The sequence below is a fragment of the Cohnella panacarvi Gsoil 349 genome, from assembly GCF_000515335.1.
Taxonomy (GTDB): domain Bacteria; phylum Bacillota; class Bacilli; order Paenibacillales; family Paenibacillaceae; genus Cohnella; species Cohnella panacarvi.
The window spans coordinates 503,888-523,763 of record NZ_KI911563.1 but is presented as its reverse complement, the minus strand read 5'-3'; the positions used below and the strand labels follow the sequence as shown (position 1 = coordinate 523,763).

At 60.3% G+C, this 19,876-nt stretch carries 8 protein-coding genes; all 8 read left to right on the top strand.

Annotation, left to right across the window (positions count from 1 at the left end; translation table 11 throughout):
• Positions 1-23 precede the first annotated feature (23 nt).
• The 8 genes from COHPA_RS0102400 to COHPA_RS0102365 all read left to right on the top strand — a co-directional run bounded on the left by COHPA_RS0102400 (position 24) and on the right by COHPA_RS0102365 (position 19,848).
• Positions 24-1,070, top strand: a complete 1,047-nt coding sequence (locus COHPA_RS0102400; protein WP_027084597.1) for a hypothetical protein — start codon at positions 24-26, stop codon at positions 1,068-1,070.
• 62 nt (positions 1,071-1,132) lie between these two features.
• On the top strand, positions 1,133-4,543 hold the full coding sequence (locus COHPA_RS0102395; RefSeq protein ID WP_027084596.1) for a non-ribosomal peptide synthetase: 3,411 nt from the start codon (positions 1,133-1,135) through the stop codon (positions 4,541-4,543).
• Positions 4,524-5,294: a 4'-phosphopantetheinyl transferase family protein gene (locus COHPA_RS24140; protein WP_027084595.1), complete on the top strand. Its 771-nt coding sequence runs from the start codon at positions 4,524-4,526 to the stop codon at positions 5,292-5,294. Before COHPA_RS0102395 ends, COHPA_RS24140 begins: the two co-directional genes overlap by 20 nt.
• A 3-nt stretch (positions 5,295-5,297) precedes the next feature.
• Positions 5,298-7,199: a cyclic peptide export ABC transporter gene (locus COHPA_RS0102385; protein ID WP_169733239.1), complete on the top strand. Its 1,902-nt coding sequence runs from the start codon at positions 5,298-5,300 to the stop codon at positions 7,197-7,199.
• Positions 7,115-7,924 carry a thioesterase II family protein gene (locus COHPA_RS0102380; protein ID WP_084760283.1) on the top strand — a complete coding sequence of 270 codons (810 nt, stop codon included), beginning with the start codon at positions 7,115-7,117 and terminating at the stop codon, positions 7,922-7,924. Before COHPA_RS0102385 ends, COHPA_RS0102380 begins: the two co-directional genes overlap by 85 nt.
• Positions 7,921-16,932 carry a non-ribosomal peptide synthetase gene (locus COHPA_RS22840; protein WP_027084592.1) on the top strand — a complete coding sequence of 3,004 codons (9,012 nt, stop codon included), beginning with the start codon at positions 7,921-7,923 and terminating at the stop codon, positions 16,930-16,932. Before COHPA_RS0102380 ends, COHPA_RS22840 begins: the two co-directional genes overlap by 4 nt.
• Before the next feature lie 4 nt (positions 16,933-16,936).
• Positions 16,937-18,229 (top strand): ACP S-malonyltransferase, encoded by a 1,293-nt coding sequence (fabD, locus tag COHPA_RS0102370; protein WP_027084591.1) that lies wholly within the window; start codon positions 16,937-16,939, stop codon positions 18,227-18,229.
• Entirely contained in the window at positions 18,226-19,848 is a 1,623-nt protein-coding gene (locus COHPA_RS0102365) for a type II CAAX endopeptidase family protein (RefSeq protein ID WP_027084590.1), read from the top strand. Before fabD ends, COHPA_RS0102365 begins: the two co-directional genes overlap by 4 nt.
• Positions 19,849-19,876 lie beyond the last annotated feature (28 nt).

The following is a 19,876-nucleotide window of genomic DNA, read 5'->3' as shown; positions in this document are numbered from 1 at the left end:
ACGTTCGCGAGGAGGAACCGAAGATGGCAGCCCGCCGACTATTGCCGATTACCGAACCCGATCTCGTCTCCTACCCTCATCTGGCGTTTCCGCTTGCGATGCTGCAGACGGATTCCGAGGCTCAGCGATGGGTGTACAGCAATTACGTCCAGTTGTACTTGAGCGATCGGACGGACGAGATGATGATGGATTTCTTCACGCCGAATCCGTTCGACTATTTCGTTCCCATCCTGCACGGCTCTCCGCGCATGAATCGGACGCTGGTGCGCAGATCGTACCCGAGCTTCGCCGAGTTCGTCCGGGTCAGCATCGACGAGAGTTATTACTTGTGGACGCACGTCGACGAATACTACATCCCCGGGACGTCATCGTATCGGAACAAATCTTTCCCGCACGGGATTATGATCCACGGGTATGACGACGAGCAAAGGGTGTTCCACGTCGTCGGTTTCCTGTCCCATCAACGATACGGCAGCGGCGAAGTCGGATATGACGACATGGAGAAAGCCTACTTCGATTTCGAACCTCCCGAATGGAAGGCTTATACCGAGCATTCGATTCTGTTGAAGACGTATCCCGGCTTTCTGAAAGCCAACGCGTTCAACTTGCGATGGGTAATGGAACAACTGCACGATTACTTGCGCGCCAAGCCGTCGGACCAGCGGATGCCGGCGTTCGAATTGCAGCTGCCCAGTTCGCACGCATGGGGGATGGCCGTCTACGACAGATTGCAGGAACGACTCCGTCTGAACATCGAGAATGCGTACATCGTCGACCACCGATCCTTCTACGTGCTGTGGGAGCACAAAAAAATGATGAATCGGCGCATCGCCTATATGGCCCGCGAAGGTTATTACTTATGTTCGTCGGCGACGATGGAAGGCTGGAGCAATCTGGAGAAACAAGCCTCCCTGAATCTTAATTTGATTCTGAAATATTGGATGACACGGGACCCTAAACATCTAGAGACGCTGATCGATCGAATAGACAGGATGAAGGCGGACGAGACGCTGATCATCGAGCGGATGCTGCGAGAATACGAAGCTTTTTCGAGTCGAGGTACCGCGTGACCGTGCGACCCGATTCATCGCTTCCGAGACACCCCCATTACCTTTTGCAAGGAGGAGATTGAATGAGTCTAGATGCATTGGAGATTCAGAAAATCATATCGAGCGGCAAGCTGGACAAGGAGAGGAACTTCTGGTCGGAATTGCTTTCCGGCGACAAAGAGCTGACCCGGTTTCCCGAGGATCGCCAGTCGGGAAGCGAGGGCGCGGCAATCGAAAGGAGAGAGTGGAGAACGGCTTTCGGCAGCGAGCTTTCCGAACGAATCCGGTCGCTGTCCGGAGGCTCGGACATCGCCGCGTTCCTCGTGATGCTGTTCGGCGTTCAATTGGTCGCGAGCAAGTACGCCTACGCCGCCGAGACGCTGCTCGTCACGCCCGTCTTCGATTGGCCGGAGGACGGCGCCTCCGTCAACGAGCTGCTCGTCATTCCGTTCGAACCGGACCCGAACGCCTCGTTCCGGGCGAACTTGAACGCGTTAAGAGCGAGGTTCGCCGCCATTCTCGAGCATCAGAACTATCCGTTCAACCAGCTCGTGAAAGAGCGAGGCTGGGGAGACGAAGAGGGGGCGGACTTCCGCATCCCGATCGCCGTCGGCAGCAGGCGGCTTCATCCCGACCGGATGCGCGATGGAACGGCGGCGGATTGCCGCTTTTGGTTCGAAGAACAAGACGGCGGATGGTCCCTCGATATCGGCTGGCATTCCGGACGTTACTCGGAAGCTTTAGCCCAAGCGATCGCTTCCCATTACGTTGAGGCGTTATCGCAACTATTAAGCCGGCCGGACGCCCCGATCTCCGAGTTAAACCTGTTGCCTGATTCTGAATGGGATCGGGTCGTACGCGTTTTCAACGACACGGAGGGACCGTTCCCCGGCGATCGGACGCTTCATGAGCTGTTCATCGGACAGGCGGCGCGAACACCCGATGCCGTCGCCGCGATGTACAAGGATCAAACGATGACATACGGGGAACTGGACGAGGCATCGAATCGCCTTGCCTCAGCGTTGCGCCAAGCGGGAGTGGGACCGGAAGTAAAGGTAGGTCTTCTGTGCAAGCGGTCGTTCGATATGCTAACGGGCGTACTAGGCATTCTGAAAGCGGGCGGCGCTTACGTGCCGATCGATACGGCTTGGCCGAAACGCCGGGTGCAGACGGTGCTGGAGCAAATCGGCGCCAAGCATCTCGTAACTCAGCGCGAGGCGGTCGGACCGTTCTCCGATCTGCTATGGAGGAGCGCGGAGCTCGAGCATATCGTGCTGTTGGACGAGAAGGGAAACGAACCCGCGATCGTCTTGCCGGACCGCGAATCGATCGTCCGCATGTTCGACGATGTCGCGGCCAAAGCCGAAGACCGAATCCAGGCGGGCGGATTCTTCAGCTCTTATACGGGGCTTCCGTTCACCGAATCGGAAGTGAACGAATATCGCGACCGGGTCGCGGAACTGACCGCGCCGTTCGCGGGCGCCGATGCGAAGGCGCTGGAAATCGGCTGCGGCTCGGGACTCATTCTATTCGAGCTGGCCGAACGGTTCGGCCGGTACGTCGGGTTGGATCCGTCGCCGGTTACGCAGGAGCGCAATCGCAGCCGCTTAGAGGAATGCGGATTAACGGATCGCGTCGAATTGATCACCGGGTTCGCGGAAGACATCGGCGGGATGCCGGACGGCTCGTTCGACGTCGTGCTTCTCCCGAGCACGATTCAATTTTTCTCCGATCATTTCTATTTGGAGAAGGTGCTGCGGGATGCCGTTCGGCTGCTCCGTCCCGGCGGCGCGCTGATCGTCGCGGACGTGCTCGACGAAGAAGCCAAAGAAGATTTCCGCTCGTCCTTGGAAGAGTTCAAACGAAATCACGGCACGTTCTATAAGTCGCGTTCGAACTTCGATCAGCAATTGTACGTGCACGAGGACTTCTTCGGCGGAATCGCGGGACAGTATCCGGGGATGCGGGCGGAAGTCTTCAAGCGGACGGCAAGCTTCAAGAACGAGCTTCGGTTCCGCTACGACGTCGTGCTGACGAAACCGTCCGGAAGTTCGTCCGGTTCGGCATCGAACCTTAAGCGCTTCTATACGCAGCGGCAATTGCAGGAAGAGAACGTCCAGGCGTTATCGGCTTCGGCGAATCCTTCCGGTACGGCTTATATCATATTCACGTCGGGATCGACGGGCACGCCGAAAGGCGTCGTCGTCTCCCATCGGCCGGTCGTGAACGTGATCGATTGGGTGAACGGGACGTTCGGAGTGAACGAACGGGACAGGCTGTTCTTCCTGACGTCGCTATGCTTCGATCTGTCCGTCTACGATCTGTTCGGGATGTTCGCGGCGGGAGGAGCTATCGACATCGTTCCCGAGGAAGACGTGCGCAAGCCCGAAACCTGGCCCCAGCGGATGGCCGATAGCGGCATTACGATCTGGGATTCCGCGCCGGCGGCGCTCGCGCAGAGCATTCCGTTCTTCGAGAAATTCGAAGGAAAATTACCGCGAACGCGGTTGTTCATGCTCAGCGGGGATTGGATTCCGCTGACGCTTCCGGGTCAACTTCACCGTCTGTTCGAGGGCAGCAAAGTCGCCGCGCTCGGCGGCGCGACGGAGGCTTGCATCTGGTCCAACTATTACGAGGTAAAGGCAGTAGACCCGCAATGGAAGAGCATCCCTTACGGCAAACCGATACGCAACGCCAAATATTACATTCTGGACCGGGAGCTGAAACCTTGCCCGATCGGAGCGCGGGGAGAGCTATTCATAGGCGGGCAATGTCTGGCCAACGGCTATCATTCGGAAGCGTTAACGAAGGAACGGTTCATTCGGGACCCTTACGCGGAAGATCCGAATGCGCGGATGTATCGGACCGGCGACTTGGCGAAATGGATGCCGGACGGCAATATCGAATTTCTCGGCCGGGTCGACCATCAAGTCAAAATCCGCGGGTTCCGCGTCGAGCTAGGCGAAATTCAAGCCAAGCTGCTGCGTCACCCGGACATCTCGAATTGCATCGTCTTGGACTGCATGGACGGTTCCGGTCAGAAAGCCCTGTGCGCCTATTACGCGGCGGCCGCGGATTTGCCTTTCAGGCAATTGCGAGAGTTTCTGGCCGGCGATCTTCCCGGCTATATGATCCCGAGTTATTTCGTTCGCTTGGACGCGATTCCGGTTACGTCCAACGGTAAAGTCGACCGGACCGCGCTGCCCGATCCGGTAACCCTCGTTCGTTCCGATGCGGTCTATGAACCGCCTGCGAACGAGATAGAAGCCGAGTTGGTCGAAATTTGGAAGCAGCTTCTCGAGCTCGACACCGTCGGCGTCAACGACAACTTTTTCGAGATTGGCGGCCATTCGCTGCTAGCCGTCAAGATGGACATCGAGATGGAGCAGCGCGGACTCCTGATCTCGCCGGAAGATTTCCAGCAGTGCTACACGATCAGGGATTTAAGCCGGTACACGACCAAAGTATCCGTCGATGCGGACTCTGACGTTTGATCGGGAAGCGGAATCGGTCCCGGGCGCGGGGGACTCGCCGCATGGGGAACCGAAGCTCGGCCTTTACGCGGTCGACGTATCCCGCGCTCTGACGGCCGATATGCAAGTATCGTTCACCGAGCTATGCTCCCCGCGCCGCAGAGCGCGGCTTGGACGATTCCGTCATCCGGACGATGCGAAGCGTTCGCTTATGGCCGAGATGCTCGCCCGCGCGGCCATCGGCGCGGAATGGCTGCCGGAACACGCGAGCGGGGAGCTCGCGTTCGGGCAGGATCGGTATGGAAAGCCCTACTTGATCGGTCATTCCGAGCTTCATTTCAATCTCTCCCATTCCGGCCGCTGGTGCGCGTGCGCGGTTTCCACGGCTCCGGTCGGCGTCGACGTGGAGCAGGTTCGGCCGATGGAATTGTCTTGGACCGACAAGTTTCTTAGCGCGGATGAACGAGAAGATTTGCGAGCCATAGGCGAATCGGATCGGCTTTGGCGGTTTTACGAGCTTTGGACGCGCAAAGAGAGCTATGCCAAAGCGATGGGACGCGGATTGACGCCGGAACTGCTGTCCGTATCCGTCGCGGAAGGCGGCGCGGAAGCGTTGGCTCCTTATCGCATCCGGTCTAGCTGCTTGGATGATTCGCATCCCGCCGCGGTTTGCGCCGCGCTGCCGGAGTTGCGAGGAGATTGGACCGTATGGACGCCGGAGGAGATCGCGGCCCGCGTGCTGCGCCGGCATGGCATGAACGAGAGGGGGTAGATGATGAGCGCAATGGAGATATGGATAATCGTGACCGCCTTAGCGTTGCTGGCGGTCTGCGTCGCGAACGTTCGGGCGTTCATCGCTATAAAGGCAGGAAAGAGACGGCGCTTGGGACCGGGCAGGGGAATCGTCCGCTACTTGCCGGCTATCGTACTGTTCTACGGGTGGCTCGGCTATTGCATGTATGCCGCAGGCGGGCTCGTCGAGTCCGACCGTTCCGCTTCCGCTTATTGGAGCGACGCTTCGGCGTCGCCGTATATTCTGGCTGGAGTAGTCGCGTTGATTGCGGCGCTGTTCGGCGTCTATCTTGCGGTGACGAACGCGTACGTCAAACCGAGGGAGCGCCCTTACGCGACGTTACTCTCGCTAAGCGTCATCAGCGGGTTCAGCAACGCTTGCTTGATCTTCATCGTCAACGCGGCGATCGCCGAGGACGGAGAGGCCCGGCTGCGGCTGGTTCCGTTGTTCCTCTTGTGCATGCTGCTGTTCGTGTTCGGACAGAAGCTGCTTCGCTCCCGTCTGATCCGCATGACCAACAGCATCGTATACGAGAAAAGAATGGACGTGCTAGACATCGTCCTTCAATCGCCCTATGAAAAAATGGAAGCGCTGGAACGCGGGAAAATCGAAACGTGCCTGAACAACGATACGGAAACGATCAGCTCCTTCGCCAACAAGATGGTCAGCATCGGCACTTGGTCGGTGACGATCATCGCCGGTTTCGTTTATCTCGCCGTCATCAGCTTGCCCGGATTTCTGCTGTCGCTCGGCGTCGTCTTCGCCGCGTCCGCTGCGTTCTTCGCGCTATCGCGGTCCGTGAGCAAGCTGTGGGAGCAAACCCGCGACTTGCAGAACGTCTTCTTCAAATTCATCCAGGATCTGACCTTCGGTTTCAAAGAGTTGTACCTGCACCGGAATAAGGCGCGGGAATTCCGCGAAGACATGGGGGACAGTTGCGCCGCCTACCGGGACAAACGAATGTCCGCGGAGAACAAAATCGCGGGCGCGATCGTCGTGGGGGATCTTCTGTTCGCCGCGGTAATCGGAGTCGTCGTGTTCGCGTTCCCGTTGCTCTTCAGCGCGATGGACACGCAGGAGCTGCGGTCGTTCGTCTTCGTGTTCCTGTACATGGCGGGACCGCTGACGGCGATCTTGAACGCGTTGCCGGAGTTGTTCCAAGCTCGCGTCAGTTGGAACCGCATTCGCGGGTTTTCCGAAGAATTGTCCGGCTTCCGGGCAGCCGAGAGAGATGCGACCCGGATTCGCCAAGAGGACGGAATCGCGCTGCGGCTGGAAGAGGCCACGTACGAATACGCTCGCGCCGAAGAGAAGTCGTTCGCCGTCGGACCGATCGATTTCGAATTCCGCTCGGGCGAACTCGTCTTTATCGTCGGCGGCAACGGCAGCGGCAAATCGACGCTCGCCAAGCTGATCACCGGGCTGTACGATCCCCGAAGCGGCAGCGTGTCCTTGAACGGGGAGCGGATGCAGGCGGGAGAGCTGGGGGAGCTGGTGTCGACCGTATTCAGCGACGCTTACTTGTTCGATCGCTTGTACGGAATCGATTTCGCCGACAAGGAGAGCGAGGCGCTCCACTATTTGCGCGTGCTCGGGCTTCAGGACAAAGTCAGCATTCAGGGCGGTCGGTTCAGCACGACGAGATTGTCCTCCGGCCAACGCAAGCGGTTAGCGCTTCTGGTCAGCTATTTGGACGACAAGCCGATCTGCGTCTTCGACGAATGGGCAGCCGAGCAAGATCCGGACTACCGGGCGTTCTTCTACCAGGAGTTGCTGCCGGATCTGCGCTCCCGGGGCAAATGCGTCATCGTCATCACGCACGACGACCGCTATTTCGACCTTGCGGATCGGATCATCAAACTCGAAATGGGGAAAATCGCGTGAAGCTGTTCTGCCTCCCCTACGCAGGGGCATCGGCCGCTATTTATATGAAATGGAAAAAAACGCTCGAGCCGGTCGCCGAATGCGTGCCGCTTGAATTGGCAGGCCGCGGCGTCCGCTCGCAAGAACCTTTCTACGAAGGAATGGAAGACGCGTCCGAAGACGTACTGGAGCAATTGACTCGTCGCATGGACGGAACGCCGTACGCGGTATTCGGGCACTCGATGGGCGGCATGATTCTATACGAAGTCGCCCGGAAGATCCGGCAGCGGATGCTGCCGCCGCCATCCGCTTTGATTTTCTCGGGACGCCCGGCGCCGGATATCCCCAGAGCGGAAGCTCCGATCCACGAACTGCCTGCCGACGAGTTTGCGGAGAAGATCGTGGCCATGGGCGCTACTTCCAAGGAAATTTTCTCGATGCCCGCGCTCATGAACGTGTTCGTCCCCGTTCTCCGGGCCGATTTTCGACTGGTCGAGACCTACCGCTACGAAGAAGCCGAGCCGCTGCCATGGCGGCTGACGGCCATTGCCGGTACGGAGGAGAAATGGACGGACGCAGAACTGGAGGCTTGGCATCGCCATACGTCGGAAGGCTGCCGGATCGCACGCTTGCCTGGCGGCCATTTCTACTGGCAGCATGACGCCGAGACGTTGCATAGTCATCTGATAGACGTGTTGCAGCACGCAAACCGAACGGAAACCTTCGCCCGAGGGGGATTGGAATGAAGCGCTTGACTAACTTGCCGGACGTTCTGGAACGCGCGTCGCTCAGCGATAAAGGCATCGTGTTCATCCATAAAAAATCGGAGACGCGCCTCGCTTACGCCGAGCTGCGCGCGCGAAGCATGGCTTTGGCTGCGCGCCTTCGGGATCTTGGAATCCGCGCGCGGGACGAGGTCATCGTACGGCTCGACGACCCGCAATCTTTCGCGACCGTGTTCTGGGCGTGCTTGCTCGGAGGCTTCATTCCGGTGCCGCTGGCCGCGGGAGGCAGCGAGGAGAATCAAGCCAAGCTGCGCCATGTATGGGGGCTGTTGAACCGTCCGTGGCTCGTTGCGGATTCGGATGCCGGAACGGAAGCGTCGGATAGCCCGACTGCCGAGCGGACGCTTGGCTGGGACCGGCTGCAGGCGGCGATTGAATCCGGGGAAACGAGTGAATCCGAGGAGTTGCCTTGGCGGGCCAACGGAGAGGATATCGCGTTCCTGCAGTTCTCCTCCGGTTCGACCGGCGAGCCGAAGGGCGTCGTTCTGACCCATGCGAACCTGCTGTCCAATATGGAAGCGATCGTAACGTGTTCCGCAACGACCGAGAACGACTCCTCCTTAAGCTGGATGCCGCTCACCCACGACATGGGCTTGATCGGCTTTCACCTGGCGCCGATGTTCGCGGGCATGGATCAATATTTGATGCAACCGTCGCAATTCATGCTCGACCCGATGCTCTGGCTGGCCAAAGCGAGCGAACATCGGATTACGTCGATCGCTTCGCCTAATTTCGGGTACAAGCATTTCTTAAGCTGTTTTAAAAAGGACGAAGCGGAAGGCTGGGATCTCGGAAGCGTCAAGCTGATCTTCAACGGCGCGGAGCCGATCTCGGCGGAATGGGCCGAGCGATTCGTCAGGGAGCTCGCTCCGTACGGACTCGATCCGGCGGCGATGTTCCCGGTGTACGGAATGGCGGAAGCTACGCTCGCGGTAACGTTCCCGCCGCCGGCCGAACGGTTGATTCCCGTGCGTCTCGAAGCCGGGAATTTGGGGATCGGGCAAGCGCCTCGGATGGCCGGGGAGGACGATGAAAGGGCAGTCGTGTTCGTCGACGTCGGTTATCCGGTGGCGGGTTGCGAAGTGAGAATCGTCGGCGACTCCGACGAACAGATGCCGGAAGGCGAGATCGGGCACATCGTCATTCGCGGCGCGAGCGTAACGGGCGGTTATTATAACAACCCTGAAGCAAGCGAGAAGGCGCATACGGCCGACGGTTGGCTGCGAACGGGCGACGTCGGTTTCGTCCGGGCAGGAAGGCTGGTCATCACGGGCCGGCACAAGGACATTATTTTCGTGCGCGGAATGAACGTATACCCCCACGATATGGAGAAAAGGGCGGAAGCGGTAGACGGGGTCGGATACGGCAAAGCCGCCGTTTGCGGGGTGCGGGACGATCGCGGCGGAGAAGAAGATATCGTTCTGTTCGTCCAGCATAGAGGACGTCTCGACAAGTTTGCGCCTCTGGCGGAACGGGTGCGTCGCCAGTTGAACAGGGAAACCGGGCTGGATGTCGCCCGCGTCGTGCCCATTCGCGGCATCCCCCGCACGACCAGCGGCAAAATTCAGCGCTACAAGCTGGCGGAACGCTTCGCGTCCGGCGAATGGGATGAGGCGCTGCGGGAGCTTGAAGCTTTGCGGACGAGCATGGCCGCGGAGGAGGAGACGGCGTCGCCTGTCGCCGAGGAGCATCCGGAGGACTTGCTCCGGCTGCTTGCGATTTGGCGGGAAGCGCTCGGCGTAGGGAGCGCGCGCGCGGACGAACATTTTCAGGAACTGGGAGGCAACTCGCTTAAAGCCGCGTTGCTGCTGGCCGGGATTCGGCGGGAATGGGGCGCCGAGCTGTCGCTTCGCGACGTGTTCGATTATCCGACGGCTCGGGAACTGATTGCTCGCATCCGACGAGTGGATAAGAAATCGATAACTTTAGAAGCTTCTGCTTTCGGGGACGAATCGGTTGAAGACGACAGTCGGTACCCGGCGACCGTCGCGCAGAAGCGAATGGCGCTCGTCGAGCAGTCGGACGGCATCGGCATGGCGTATCACATCCCGATTGCCTTTTCGGTGAGCGGTCCTTTGCGGGCGGAGCAGATCCAAGCCGCCCTGCAGACGCTGGCGGACCGGCACGAGACGCTTCGTTCCGTGAGCGGATGGGAGCAAGGCGAGCTCGTGCAGACCGTGGTCAAGCCCGGCGCAGTTACGGTCGAAGTGGACGTTACCCGATGCGATGTTGATGCGTTCCCCGAAACGCGACTGCGTGACCTAGGCGTCGCGGAATTGATCGAACCCGTTGATCTAGCCGTCGCGCCGATGATGAGAATCAGGTTATGGACGGACGGAAACCAGCGACATCTGCTGTTGCTCGCCGTGCATCATATCGCCGCGGACGGTATCGGCATGAACGTGTTGATGAAGGAATTCGCCGCTCTGCTGAACGGAGAGGCGCTTCCTCCGTTAAACGGGTCATACCGGCATTACGCGAGGCGGGAGAAACAAACCGCCGCGCGGCCGGAGGACGAGGGATATTGGCGGGAAGCGCTTCGGGAATCGGTACCGGGATTGGACTGGCCGGATGCCTCGATTCGTCCGGGAACGAAAACGTTCTCCGGTGGGACGGTCCGCGGCGTACTCGGCGCGGAGTCCGTTCGCGCTTGGGAGCGTTTAGCCCGATCCGAAGGCGCCACCATGACCTCGCTGCTGATCGGCTTGCACGGATTGCTCGTTCATCGATATACCGGACAGCCGGACGTGTCGGTCGGATTGATGTTAGCCGGCAGAGGCGTCTCCGATACTTCGGAGACGGTGGGCATGTTCAACAATTACGTTCCCATCCGGTTAAGCTGCGGGAGCGATACGCCGTTCCGCGATTATTGGCGTCGGACCCGCGATCGCGTGTGGGAAGCGTTGGAGCATGGCGAGCTGCCCTATGAAAGATTAATCGCATTGTCGGGCGAACGGCACGACCCTTCGCGGAATCCGTTGTTCGATACGATGCTCGTCTACCACAATCAGGCGGCTGCGGCGTTCAATCGCTTCGAAGTCGCAGGTTGCTTGTTCGAGCAACTGCAGGCCGAGACCGGTTCGGCGAAGCTCGACCTGAAGCTTGACGTGTTCCCGGAACCATCGGGCGCGCTGACTTGCGTCTGGGAATATAACGACGCGTTGTTCCGACGGGACACGGTAGAACGAATGGCTAGCCATTTCGTACGGCTTGCGGAGGCGGTCGCGCGAGATCTAGATCTGAAGCTCGGCGAGATCGAACTGTGTTCGGACGAGGAGCGGCGGCGGATCGTCGAGACGTTCAACGACACGAAGTCCGCGTTCCCCGATTCGATGACGTTGCAAGAGATGTTCCGCAGGCAAACGGACCGATCGCCGGATCGGATCGCGGCGGTCTTCGGGGAAGAGCGGCTCACGTACGGCGAGCTGGACGCCCGCGCCGATCGGATCGCCCGGTCCTTGCTTGCGGCGGGGTTGTCGCCGGAAGAGCCGGTAGGTCTGATGACCGAGCGTTCCGCCGCCATGATGGCCGGTATGCTCGGCATCTTGAAAGCCGGCGGCGCTTACGTGCCGCTGCCGCCGGATTTTCCGGCTGATCGCTTGAGCTATATGGCCGACGACTGCGGCCTAAGAATCGTGTTATCGCAGCGTGGCTGGCTGGACGTTGCTCGCCAGGCAGCGCCGGTCGCCTTAGTGATCGATCTGGACGATCCGCAATGGAAGGAACCAGGACTTGTGACGACGGAATCGCCGTTGCCTTCGGGCTCGGCGGATCAACTCGCCTATATTCTGTATACTTCCGGGTCTACGGGCCGACCGAAGGGCGTTATGATCCGCCACCGCTCGGTCGTCAATCGGTTGAACTGGATGCAGAAGGCGTATCCGTTACTCTCTGACGACGTCATCTTGCAGAAGACGCCATACAGCTTCGACGTGTCGGTGTGGGAGCTGTTCTGGTGGGCGATGGCGGGCGCGTCGGTCGCTTTCCTTGAACCGGGCGCGGAGAAAGACCCGTCTCGTCTGATCGAGACGATCGGACGCCATCGGGCGACGACGATGCATTTCGTCCCGTCGATGCTGGCGGCGTTCCTCGAAGCGGCGCAAGCCGAGCCTCGCGAACGGTTGCGGGAGCGGCTCGGATCGCTGCGGCGCGTGTTCGCCAGCGGCGAAGCGCTTCAGCGCGCCCACGTCGACCGGTTCTACGCGCTGATGCGGGAGCTCGGACTGGCGCACGTCAAGCTCGTGAACTTGTACGGCCCGACGGAAGCGACGGTGGACGTGTCGGTGCACGAATGCGAGGCGGACAGCCCGCTGGATTTCGTGCCGATCGGCAAGCCTATCGACAACACGTCGTTGTACGTCGTAAGCCCCGAAGGACTGGCGCAGCCCGTCGGGGTGCCCGGCGAATTGTGCATCGGCGGCGTTCAATTAGCCAAGGGCTACGTGAACCGGCCGGACCTGACGGCGGAGAAGTTCGTACCGAATCCGTTCATCCCCGGCGATCTCATGTACCGTACGGGAGACCTGGCCCGTTGGATGGAAGACGGGCAAGTGCAATATCTCGGTCGCGTCGACGACCAAGTGAAAATACGCGGCTATCGGATCGAACTCGGCGAGATCGAGCGAACGCTGCTGCTGCACGAAGCGGTATCGGAAACCGCGGCGGCGGTGCGGGACGACGGCTCGGGAGGCAAGCGGATTTGCGGTTACGTGGTGGCGGACCGCGCCTTGACGAGCGGAGAGCTCAGACGGCATTGCGCCGAGCGGTTGCCTGATTACATGATTCCGGCGGCGTTCGCTCAGCTTGAAGCGATGCCGCTGACGGCAAGCGGGAAAGCCGACCGCAAGGCGCTGCCTGAACCGGAAGGGACGATGGAAACCGGAACGGCCTTTGCCGCGCCCGAAAGCGAGGCGGAGCGCAAGCTGGCCGCGATGTGGGCGGAGCTGCTGCAACGGGAGAAGGTCGGCGCGAACGACAACTTCTTCGAGCTCGGGGGCCATTCGCTCAAGGCCGCCGAACTCGTCTCCGCGATCCATCGCGATTTCGATCGCGGGTTGACGCTTCGCGACGTGTTCCGCAGACCGACGGTCCGCGAGCTCGCTTCGTTGTTGGACGATGTCACCCTGGACGGCGCGGGAGCGCGGTATGCTCCGATTCCTAAAGTCGAAGATAGGCAGGTCTATCCGTTATCCCCGGCGCAAAACCGGCTGTTCGTGCTGCAATCGATGGACGAGAACGATACCGCCTACCATCTGACGTCCGCGTTGATCATTCGCGGGCCTCTTGACCGGGATCGGCTATCATTCGCCGTTCGATCGCTCTCGCGCATGCATGAGACGCTGCGCTCTTCGTTCGGATGGTCGGACGGACAGCCCGTCCAGCGCGTATCCCTCGAAACGCTCGAGGGTATCGGCTTCGAGGACGCCGGGTTATCGGACCCGGATGCGCTCGTGCAATCTTTTATTAAGCCGTTCCGACTTCAGGAATCGCCACTGCTGCGGGTGAAGCTGTTCCGGTTGCAGGAACCGGCCGCCCACTTGCTGCTTCTGGATCTCCATCATCTGGTCGCCGACGGAGTATCCATGGCCGTGCTCGCGCGGCAGTTCATGGCGCTCTACGAAGGGAAGCCGGTCTGGGAGCTTCCGGTGCAATACCGGGATTACGCCGCATGGCACTCGGAATGGCTGACGTCCGAAGCTTGCGAAGAGCAGGAGAGGTACTGGCTGGAGGAATTGTCCGGAGAGGCGCCGACCCTGAACCTGCCCGTCGACCATGCGCGGCCGGAGCGAATGGATCACCGGGGCGACCAAGTGATTATCGATTTGGAATCCCGAACCGCCCGCGAACTAGCCGACTTGTCCGCCCGTACGGGGACGACGCTGTACGCGACGCTGCTCTCCGCTTTCACGGCTTTGCTGCACCGTTACAGCGGGCAAACGGACATTTGGGTCGGCAGTCCGGTCGCGGGCAGACCGCACGCCGACCTAGCCGATTTGATCGGGATGTTCGTGAACACGGTCATTGTGCGATCCCGTCCGGTAAGCGGGGCGACGTTCCGCGAGCTTCTCGAGCAAACGAAGGAGCGGGCGCTCGGCGCGCTTACGAACGACCGTTATCCTTTCGAGATGCTGGTCGACAAGCTGGGCGTAAGGCGCGATATCGGACGCAATCCTCTGTTCGATGTCATGTTCGTGCTTCAAAACACGGGCATCCCGTCCGTGACGGTCGGAGATACGCGATTCGAGCCATACGAATTCCGGCGATCGACGGCCAAGTTCGACTTGACGCTCGAGATCGTGGAACAGCCTGACGGCAAGCTGAGCTGCCGGTTCGAATACCGGACGTCGCTGTTCCGGCGATCGACGATGGAGCGCATGGCCGGTCATTTCGTACGGCTGGCGGAAGAGGTCGCGCGCGATCCGGACCTGAAGCTGGGCGAGATCGAGCTGCTTGCGGACGAAGAACGCCGGAAAGTCGTAGAGGCGTTCAACGATACGTTAGCGCCTTTCCCCGATACGCTCACGTTGCAAGAGATGTTCCGCCGGCAATCGGCGCTGACGCCGGACCGGATTGCCGCCGCGTTCGAAGACGAGCGGCTCGCGTACCGCGAGCTAGACGCTCGCGCCGATCGGATCGCCAAGCGATTAATCGAATCGGGTCTGTCGCCGGAAGAGCCGGTCGGCCTTATGGCCGAGCGTTCCGCCGCCATGATGGCCGGTATGCTCGGCATCTTGAAGGCCGGCGGCGCTTACGTGCCGATGCCGCCGGATTTCCCGGCTGATCGGCTCCGCTTTATGGCCGACGATTGCGGCCTAAGAATCGTGTTATCGCAGCGCGGCTGGCTGGACGTTGCCCGCGAGGCAGCGCCGGACGCCTTTACGATCGATTTGGACGACCCGCAATGGATGGAACCAGGCCTTGTGCCGACGGAATCGTCGTTGCCTTCGGGCTCGCCGGATCAACTCGCCTATATTCTGTATACTTCCGGGTCTACGGGCCGACCTAAGGGCGTTATGATCCGTCACCGCTCGGTCGTCAATCGATTGAACTGGATGCAGAAGGCGTATCCGTTGCAAGCGGATGACGTCATCCTGCAGAAGACGCCTTACAGCTTCGACGTATCGGTGTGGGAGCTGTTCTGGTGGGCGATGGCGGGCGCATCGGTCGCTTTCCTCGCCCCGGGAGCGGAGAAAGACCCCGGGCGGCTGATCGAGGCGATCGGGCGGCATCGGGCGACGACGATGCATTTCGTCCCGTCGATGCTGGCGGCGTTCCTCGAAGCGGCGCAAGCCGAGCCGCGGAAGTGGTTGCGGGAGCAACTCGGATCGCTGCGGCGCGTGTTCGCCAGCGGCGAGGCGTTGCATCGCGCCCACGTCGACCGGTTCCACGCGCTGATGAGGGAGCTCGGATTGGCGCACGTCAAGCTCGTGAACTTGTATGGCCCGACGGAAGCGACGGTGGACGTGTCGGTGCATGAATGCGAGGCGGACAGCCCGCTGGATTTCGTGCCGATCGGCAAGCCTATCGACAACACGTCGTTGTACGTCGTAAGCCCCGAAGGACTGGCTCAACCCGTCGGCGTTCCGGGCGAACTGTGCATCGGCGGCGTGCAATTGGCCAAGGGCTACGCGAACCGGCCGGATCTGACGGCGGAGAAGTTCGTACCGAATCCGTTCATCCCCGGCGAGCTCATGTATCGTACGGGAGATCTGGCCCGTTGGATGGAAGACGGGCAAGTGCAATATCTAGGACGCATTGACGACCAAGTGAAAATACGCGGTTATCGGATCGAACTCGGCGAGATCGAGCGAACGCTGCTGCTGCACGAAGCGGTATCGGAAGCCGCGGCGGCGGTGCGGGACGACGGCTCGGGAGGCAAGCGGATTTGCGGTTACGTGGTGGCGGACCGCGCCTTGACGAGCGGAGAGCTCAGACGGCATTGCGCCGAGCGGTTGCCGGAGTACATGATCCCGGCGGCTTTCGCTCAGCTTGAAGCGATGCCGCTGACGGCAAGCGGGAAGGCCGACCGCAAGGCGCTGCCTGAGCCGGAAGGGACGATGGAATCCGGAACCGCGTATGCCGCGCCCGAAAGCGAGACGGAGCGCAAGCTGGCCGCGTTGTGGGCGGAGCTGTTGCAACGGGAGAAGGTCGGCGCGAACGACAACTTCTTCGAGCTCGGAGGCAACTCGCTGCTGCTCGTTCGGATGCACCGCGAGATCGAACAGCTGTTCGGCGGAAGCGTCAGCGTCACGGATCTGTTCGCCTATCCGACGATCGCCAAACTGGCCGAATATATGAATCAGCGGACGATCCCTCGGGAGCGCAAAGCTTTGATTCCGCTTCGTGCGCCGGAGGCGTGGCTCCCGGCCGACCGCCAGCGACGAGCGGGGGATTTCCTGCAGCTGAGGCTGGATCCGGACACGCTGCGCCATATCCGTTTCATCGCCGAACGCGCGCGTATCGCAACGGATTTGGCGGGGCTCGCCATATGGATCGTCGTTCTAGCCCGCGCGTTCCGTCAACCGAAGTTCGACTTGCCGACCGTCGGTTTCGGCCGAGGTGTCCGGACGTTGGCGGTAGATCTGGCATCCTCGGACGGATTTCCCGGATTGTTGGCGCAGCTTAACGACTGGAAGACGGATACCGGACACGGTTCGTCCGAAGGCCTGCGCGATCGGAATGCCGAATCCGCGGATGACGGCGTCGTGCCGATGTACCGGAACGGGGTGTCGGAACCGCTCCCGCAGTCGTGGAAGGACGATTCCGACTTGACGGCTGCGCTGCGCGAAGCGGAAGGAGCAGGGATGCTCCAGCTGGAGTATAACGCGGGTAAAATCCGCAAGGAAAAGGCGAAGGAGCTGTTGCAGGCGTTCCCGGCGTGGGCGTCCCGCATGGCGGGCGAATGGCGGTCTTCGGAGACGGTCGCCGCCGTTCGCGAGGAAGCCGCGTCCCTTCAGAAGGAGGAATAATCGCATGGCAAAGATAGGATGGCTATTCCCCGGACAAGGCTCGCAGTACCCCGGAATGGGCAAGTCCCTGACCGACCGTTACGCCGTTGCGCGTCTGATGTTCGAAGAAGCGTCGGACGCGCTCGGATGGGACGTGCTGAAGCTATGCGCGGAAGGTCCGTCGTCAGAGCTCACGGACACCCGGAACGCCCAACCCGCGATTCTGACTTGCGGCGTGGCGGCTTTCCGGGCTTGGTCCGAGGAAGGGGGATTGAGCCCTTCCGCCGGCGCCGGCCACAGCTTGGGCGAATTTACGGCGCTCGCCAGCAGCGGGACGATCGCGTTGGCGGACGCCGTCAAACTCGTAAGGAGCAGAGGGGAGCTCATGCAGGAAGCCGCGCGGGAACGTCCGGGAGGCATGGCCGCGATTAGCGGACTTCCGGACGAGCGGCTGGAGACGCTGCTTCGCCAAGCGTCAGTGGAACATTCCGAGGTCGTGCTCGCGGGGATCAACTCGCGGAATCAACGTGTCGTTTCGGGAGACCGCGAAGCGCTTCGAAGACTGGAAGATCTGCTTTCCGGTCAATCCGTTCGTTTAACGCCATTAAACGTTAGCGGAGCGTTCCACAGTCCTTGCATGGAGGCTGCGGCGTCTCGGTTTCGCGGACATCTGGAAGCATGCGTCTTCCGAGAGTCCGAGTGGCCGGTCATTTCGAACGTAACGGGTGTTCCGCATGACGAAGATCCCGCGAATCGGATCCGGCTTCTCGTATCGCAATTGACCGAGCCCGTCCGCTGGCTTGCCTGCATGGAGACGATGGTTTCTCTCGGCATGACGCACTTGATCGAGGCAGGACCGGGCCGCGTGCTGTCCCGGATGTGGGAGTCGTTCGAATCCGCCGTCGGCGTTCGAAGCTTGGACGACGGACTGGATTCGGCCGTCCGGTTCGTAACCGGGGACAACGACCGGCGCCTCGGGCAACGTTCCGATTACTCGGCCTTCCTGCCGCGCTGCCTGGCGATCGCGGTCGCCACCCGAAATCGCTGTACCGACGAGACGGCCTACCGCGCCGGGGTGATCGAGCCGTACCGAAAGGTAGAGAAGCTCGTGCGGCAGATGAAGGAGTCGGGGCGCCAACCGACGGACGACGAGCTTCGCCAAGGATTGGAAATGCTGTGCAGCGTTTTCGCGACGAAAGGCACGGATCAGGAAGAACGGTCGTACAGGCTGGACCGGTTGGTCGGAGAAACCGGAGTCTCGGACAGGTTGACGATTGACAAAGACTCGCTAATGAGCAAAGGAGCTGTTGCGGAATGAAGTCCAAGCTGTTATCCGTCGCCGGAGCGGTGTTGTATTCGGCCGTTTATCTATTCGCGTTCTGGCTCGTGACGATGTTGCACGCCTCATTGCTCGTAGATCCGAATCCGGAATACAAAGCTTTCCTGGACCGGAATATCCCGATCTTCCTCAGCATCGTGTTCGGCATCGCGTTCTTGCTGTTCCTGCTTGTATCGAAGCTGATCACCGTTCTCTCCAAAGGAAGAATTCCCGGAATTCTCCGTACGGCCGGATTCTCCGGTTTGACCCGCCCGCAATGGGGGCAAATCGCGATTATGGGCGCGGGAGCCGCCATGCTTTTCGTCGGCGTAGCCAACCTGAGCGGGGTGAGAGGCGGCACGAACGATTTCGAGGACTATGTGAACACGTTCGGTACCGCGGAATCTTTCGTCTACGTGATCATCGGCGTCGGTTTGCTCGGCGTCATCTTCGAGGAATTGCTGTTCAGGGGCATCGTGTTCAACGCGTTCAGCGGCAGCATGAAGGCTTGGCTGTCGGTCCCCATATCATCGCTCGTGTACGGATATTTTCAACCGAGTTTCTGGATTCAAATTACCGCGTTCTTCCTTAGCATCATGTACTGTCTCGTCTATTTGCGCATGAAGTCGCTGTGGTCCACGATCGGCATCGGTGCCGTCGTCAATTGCCTCATCCTGATCATCGACAAGGTCGGCCTGTACGACAGGCTCTCCGACGTTCCCGACTTTTTGTTGCTCGCGATTGCCGCGGCCGGTCTGTTGCTCATCGCGGGAACGCTGATCTATATCTGGAAAGGCGCCGCGCCGGTCCGAAAATACGGAGTCATGTTGGGGAACCTGGCCGTCTACGTCGGCATTTACTATGGACTGCTGCAAGTGTTAGTCATCATTTGGGAGCAAGCGGTGCTGCCTCGATATCCGGAGCTCGGAGACGACGGCATTATCGGCTTGTATACGAACGCCATACTCGCCATGCCGCTCTATTACTTCGTGCTGAAATGGTTCTACAAGAAAGATTTGATCGCGATCTCGGAATTCCGCCCCGCCAGTCGCAAAGCGCATGCGCTTAACCTGATGCTAGCGGTTTGCATGGCGCTGTGGGTCATGAGCCTGTTCAGCATTCCGGAAGTGAAAGAAGCGGCGCCGGGATTCGAGAACATCGTCGGCTTCTTCCTGGGGCACAACGCTTGGGTGTTTTTCAGTTTCTTCGTCATCAATTCCTTCTACAAAGAAATTTTGTTCCGGGGGCTGATCTTCAACGAGCTGCGCAGGGCGCTGCCGTTAGTTCCGGCGATGCTCGTCACCGGCGTATTCTACGGCATCCTTTTCTTCTCCGGGGACCCGGCACTGATGCTCTACGGAACGGCAGGCGCCGTCATATTCGGCTTAATCTACGTTTGGTTCCGTTCGATCTGGCTGACCATCATTAACGAATTCGTGCTGTTCGGAGCGTATTACATCATCCGCCATCTCACGGGCTTGCCGTCCGGAGCGGTATTATACGCGATTCTCGGCGCGACCTCGATCGCCATACTGGCGATCATGTACGGATTATGGAAAAATAGCCGGTCCGAAGTCGTCATGCGCCAAGAGCCCGCCGAGTACGGTATCGGAGCCTGAATGTCAGGCATGGCGCATGTTCGCAAGC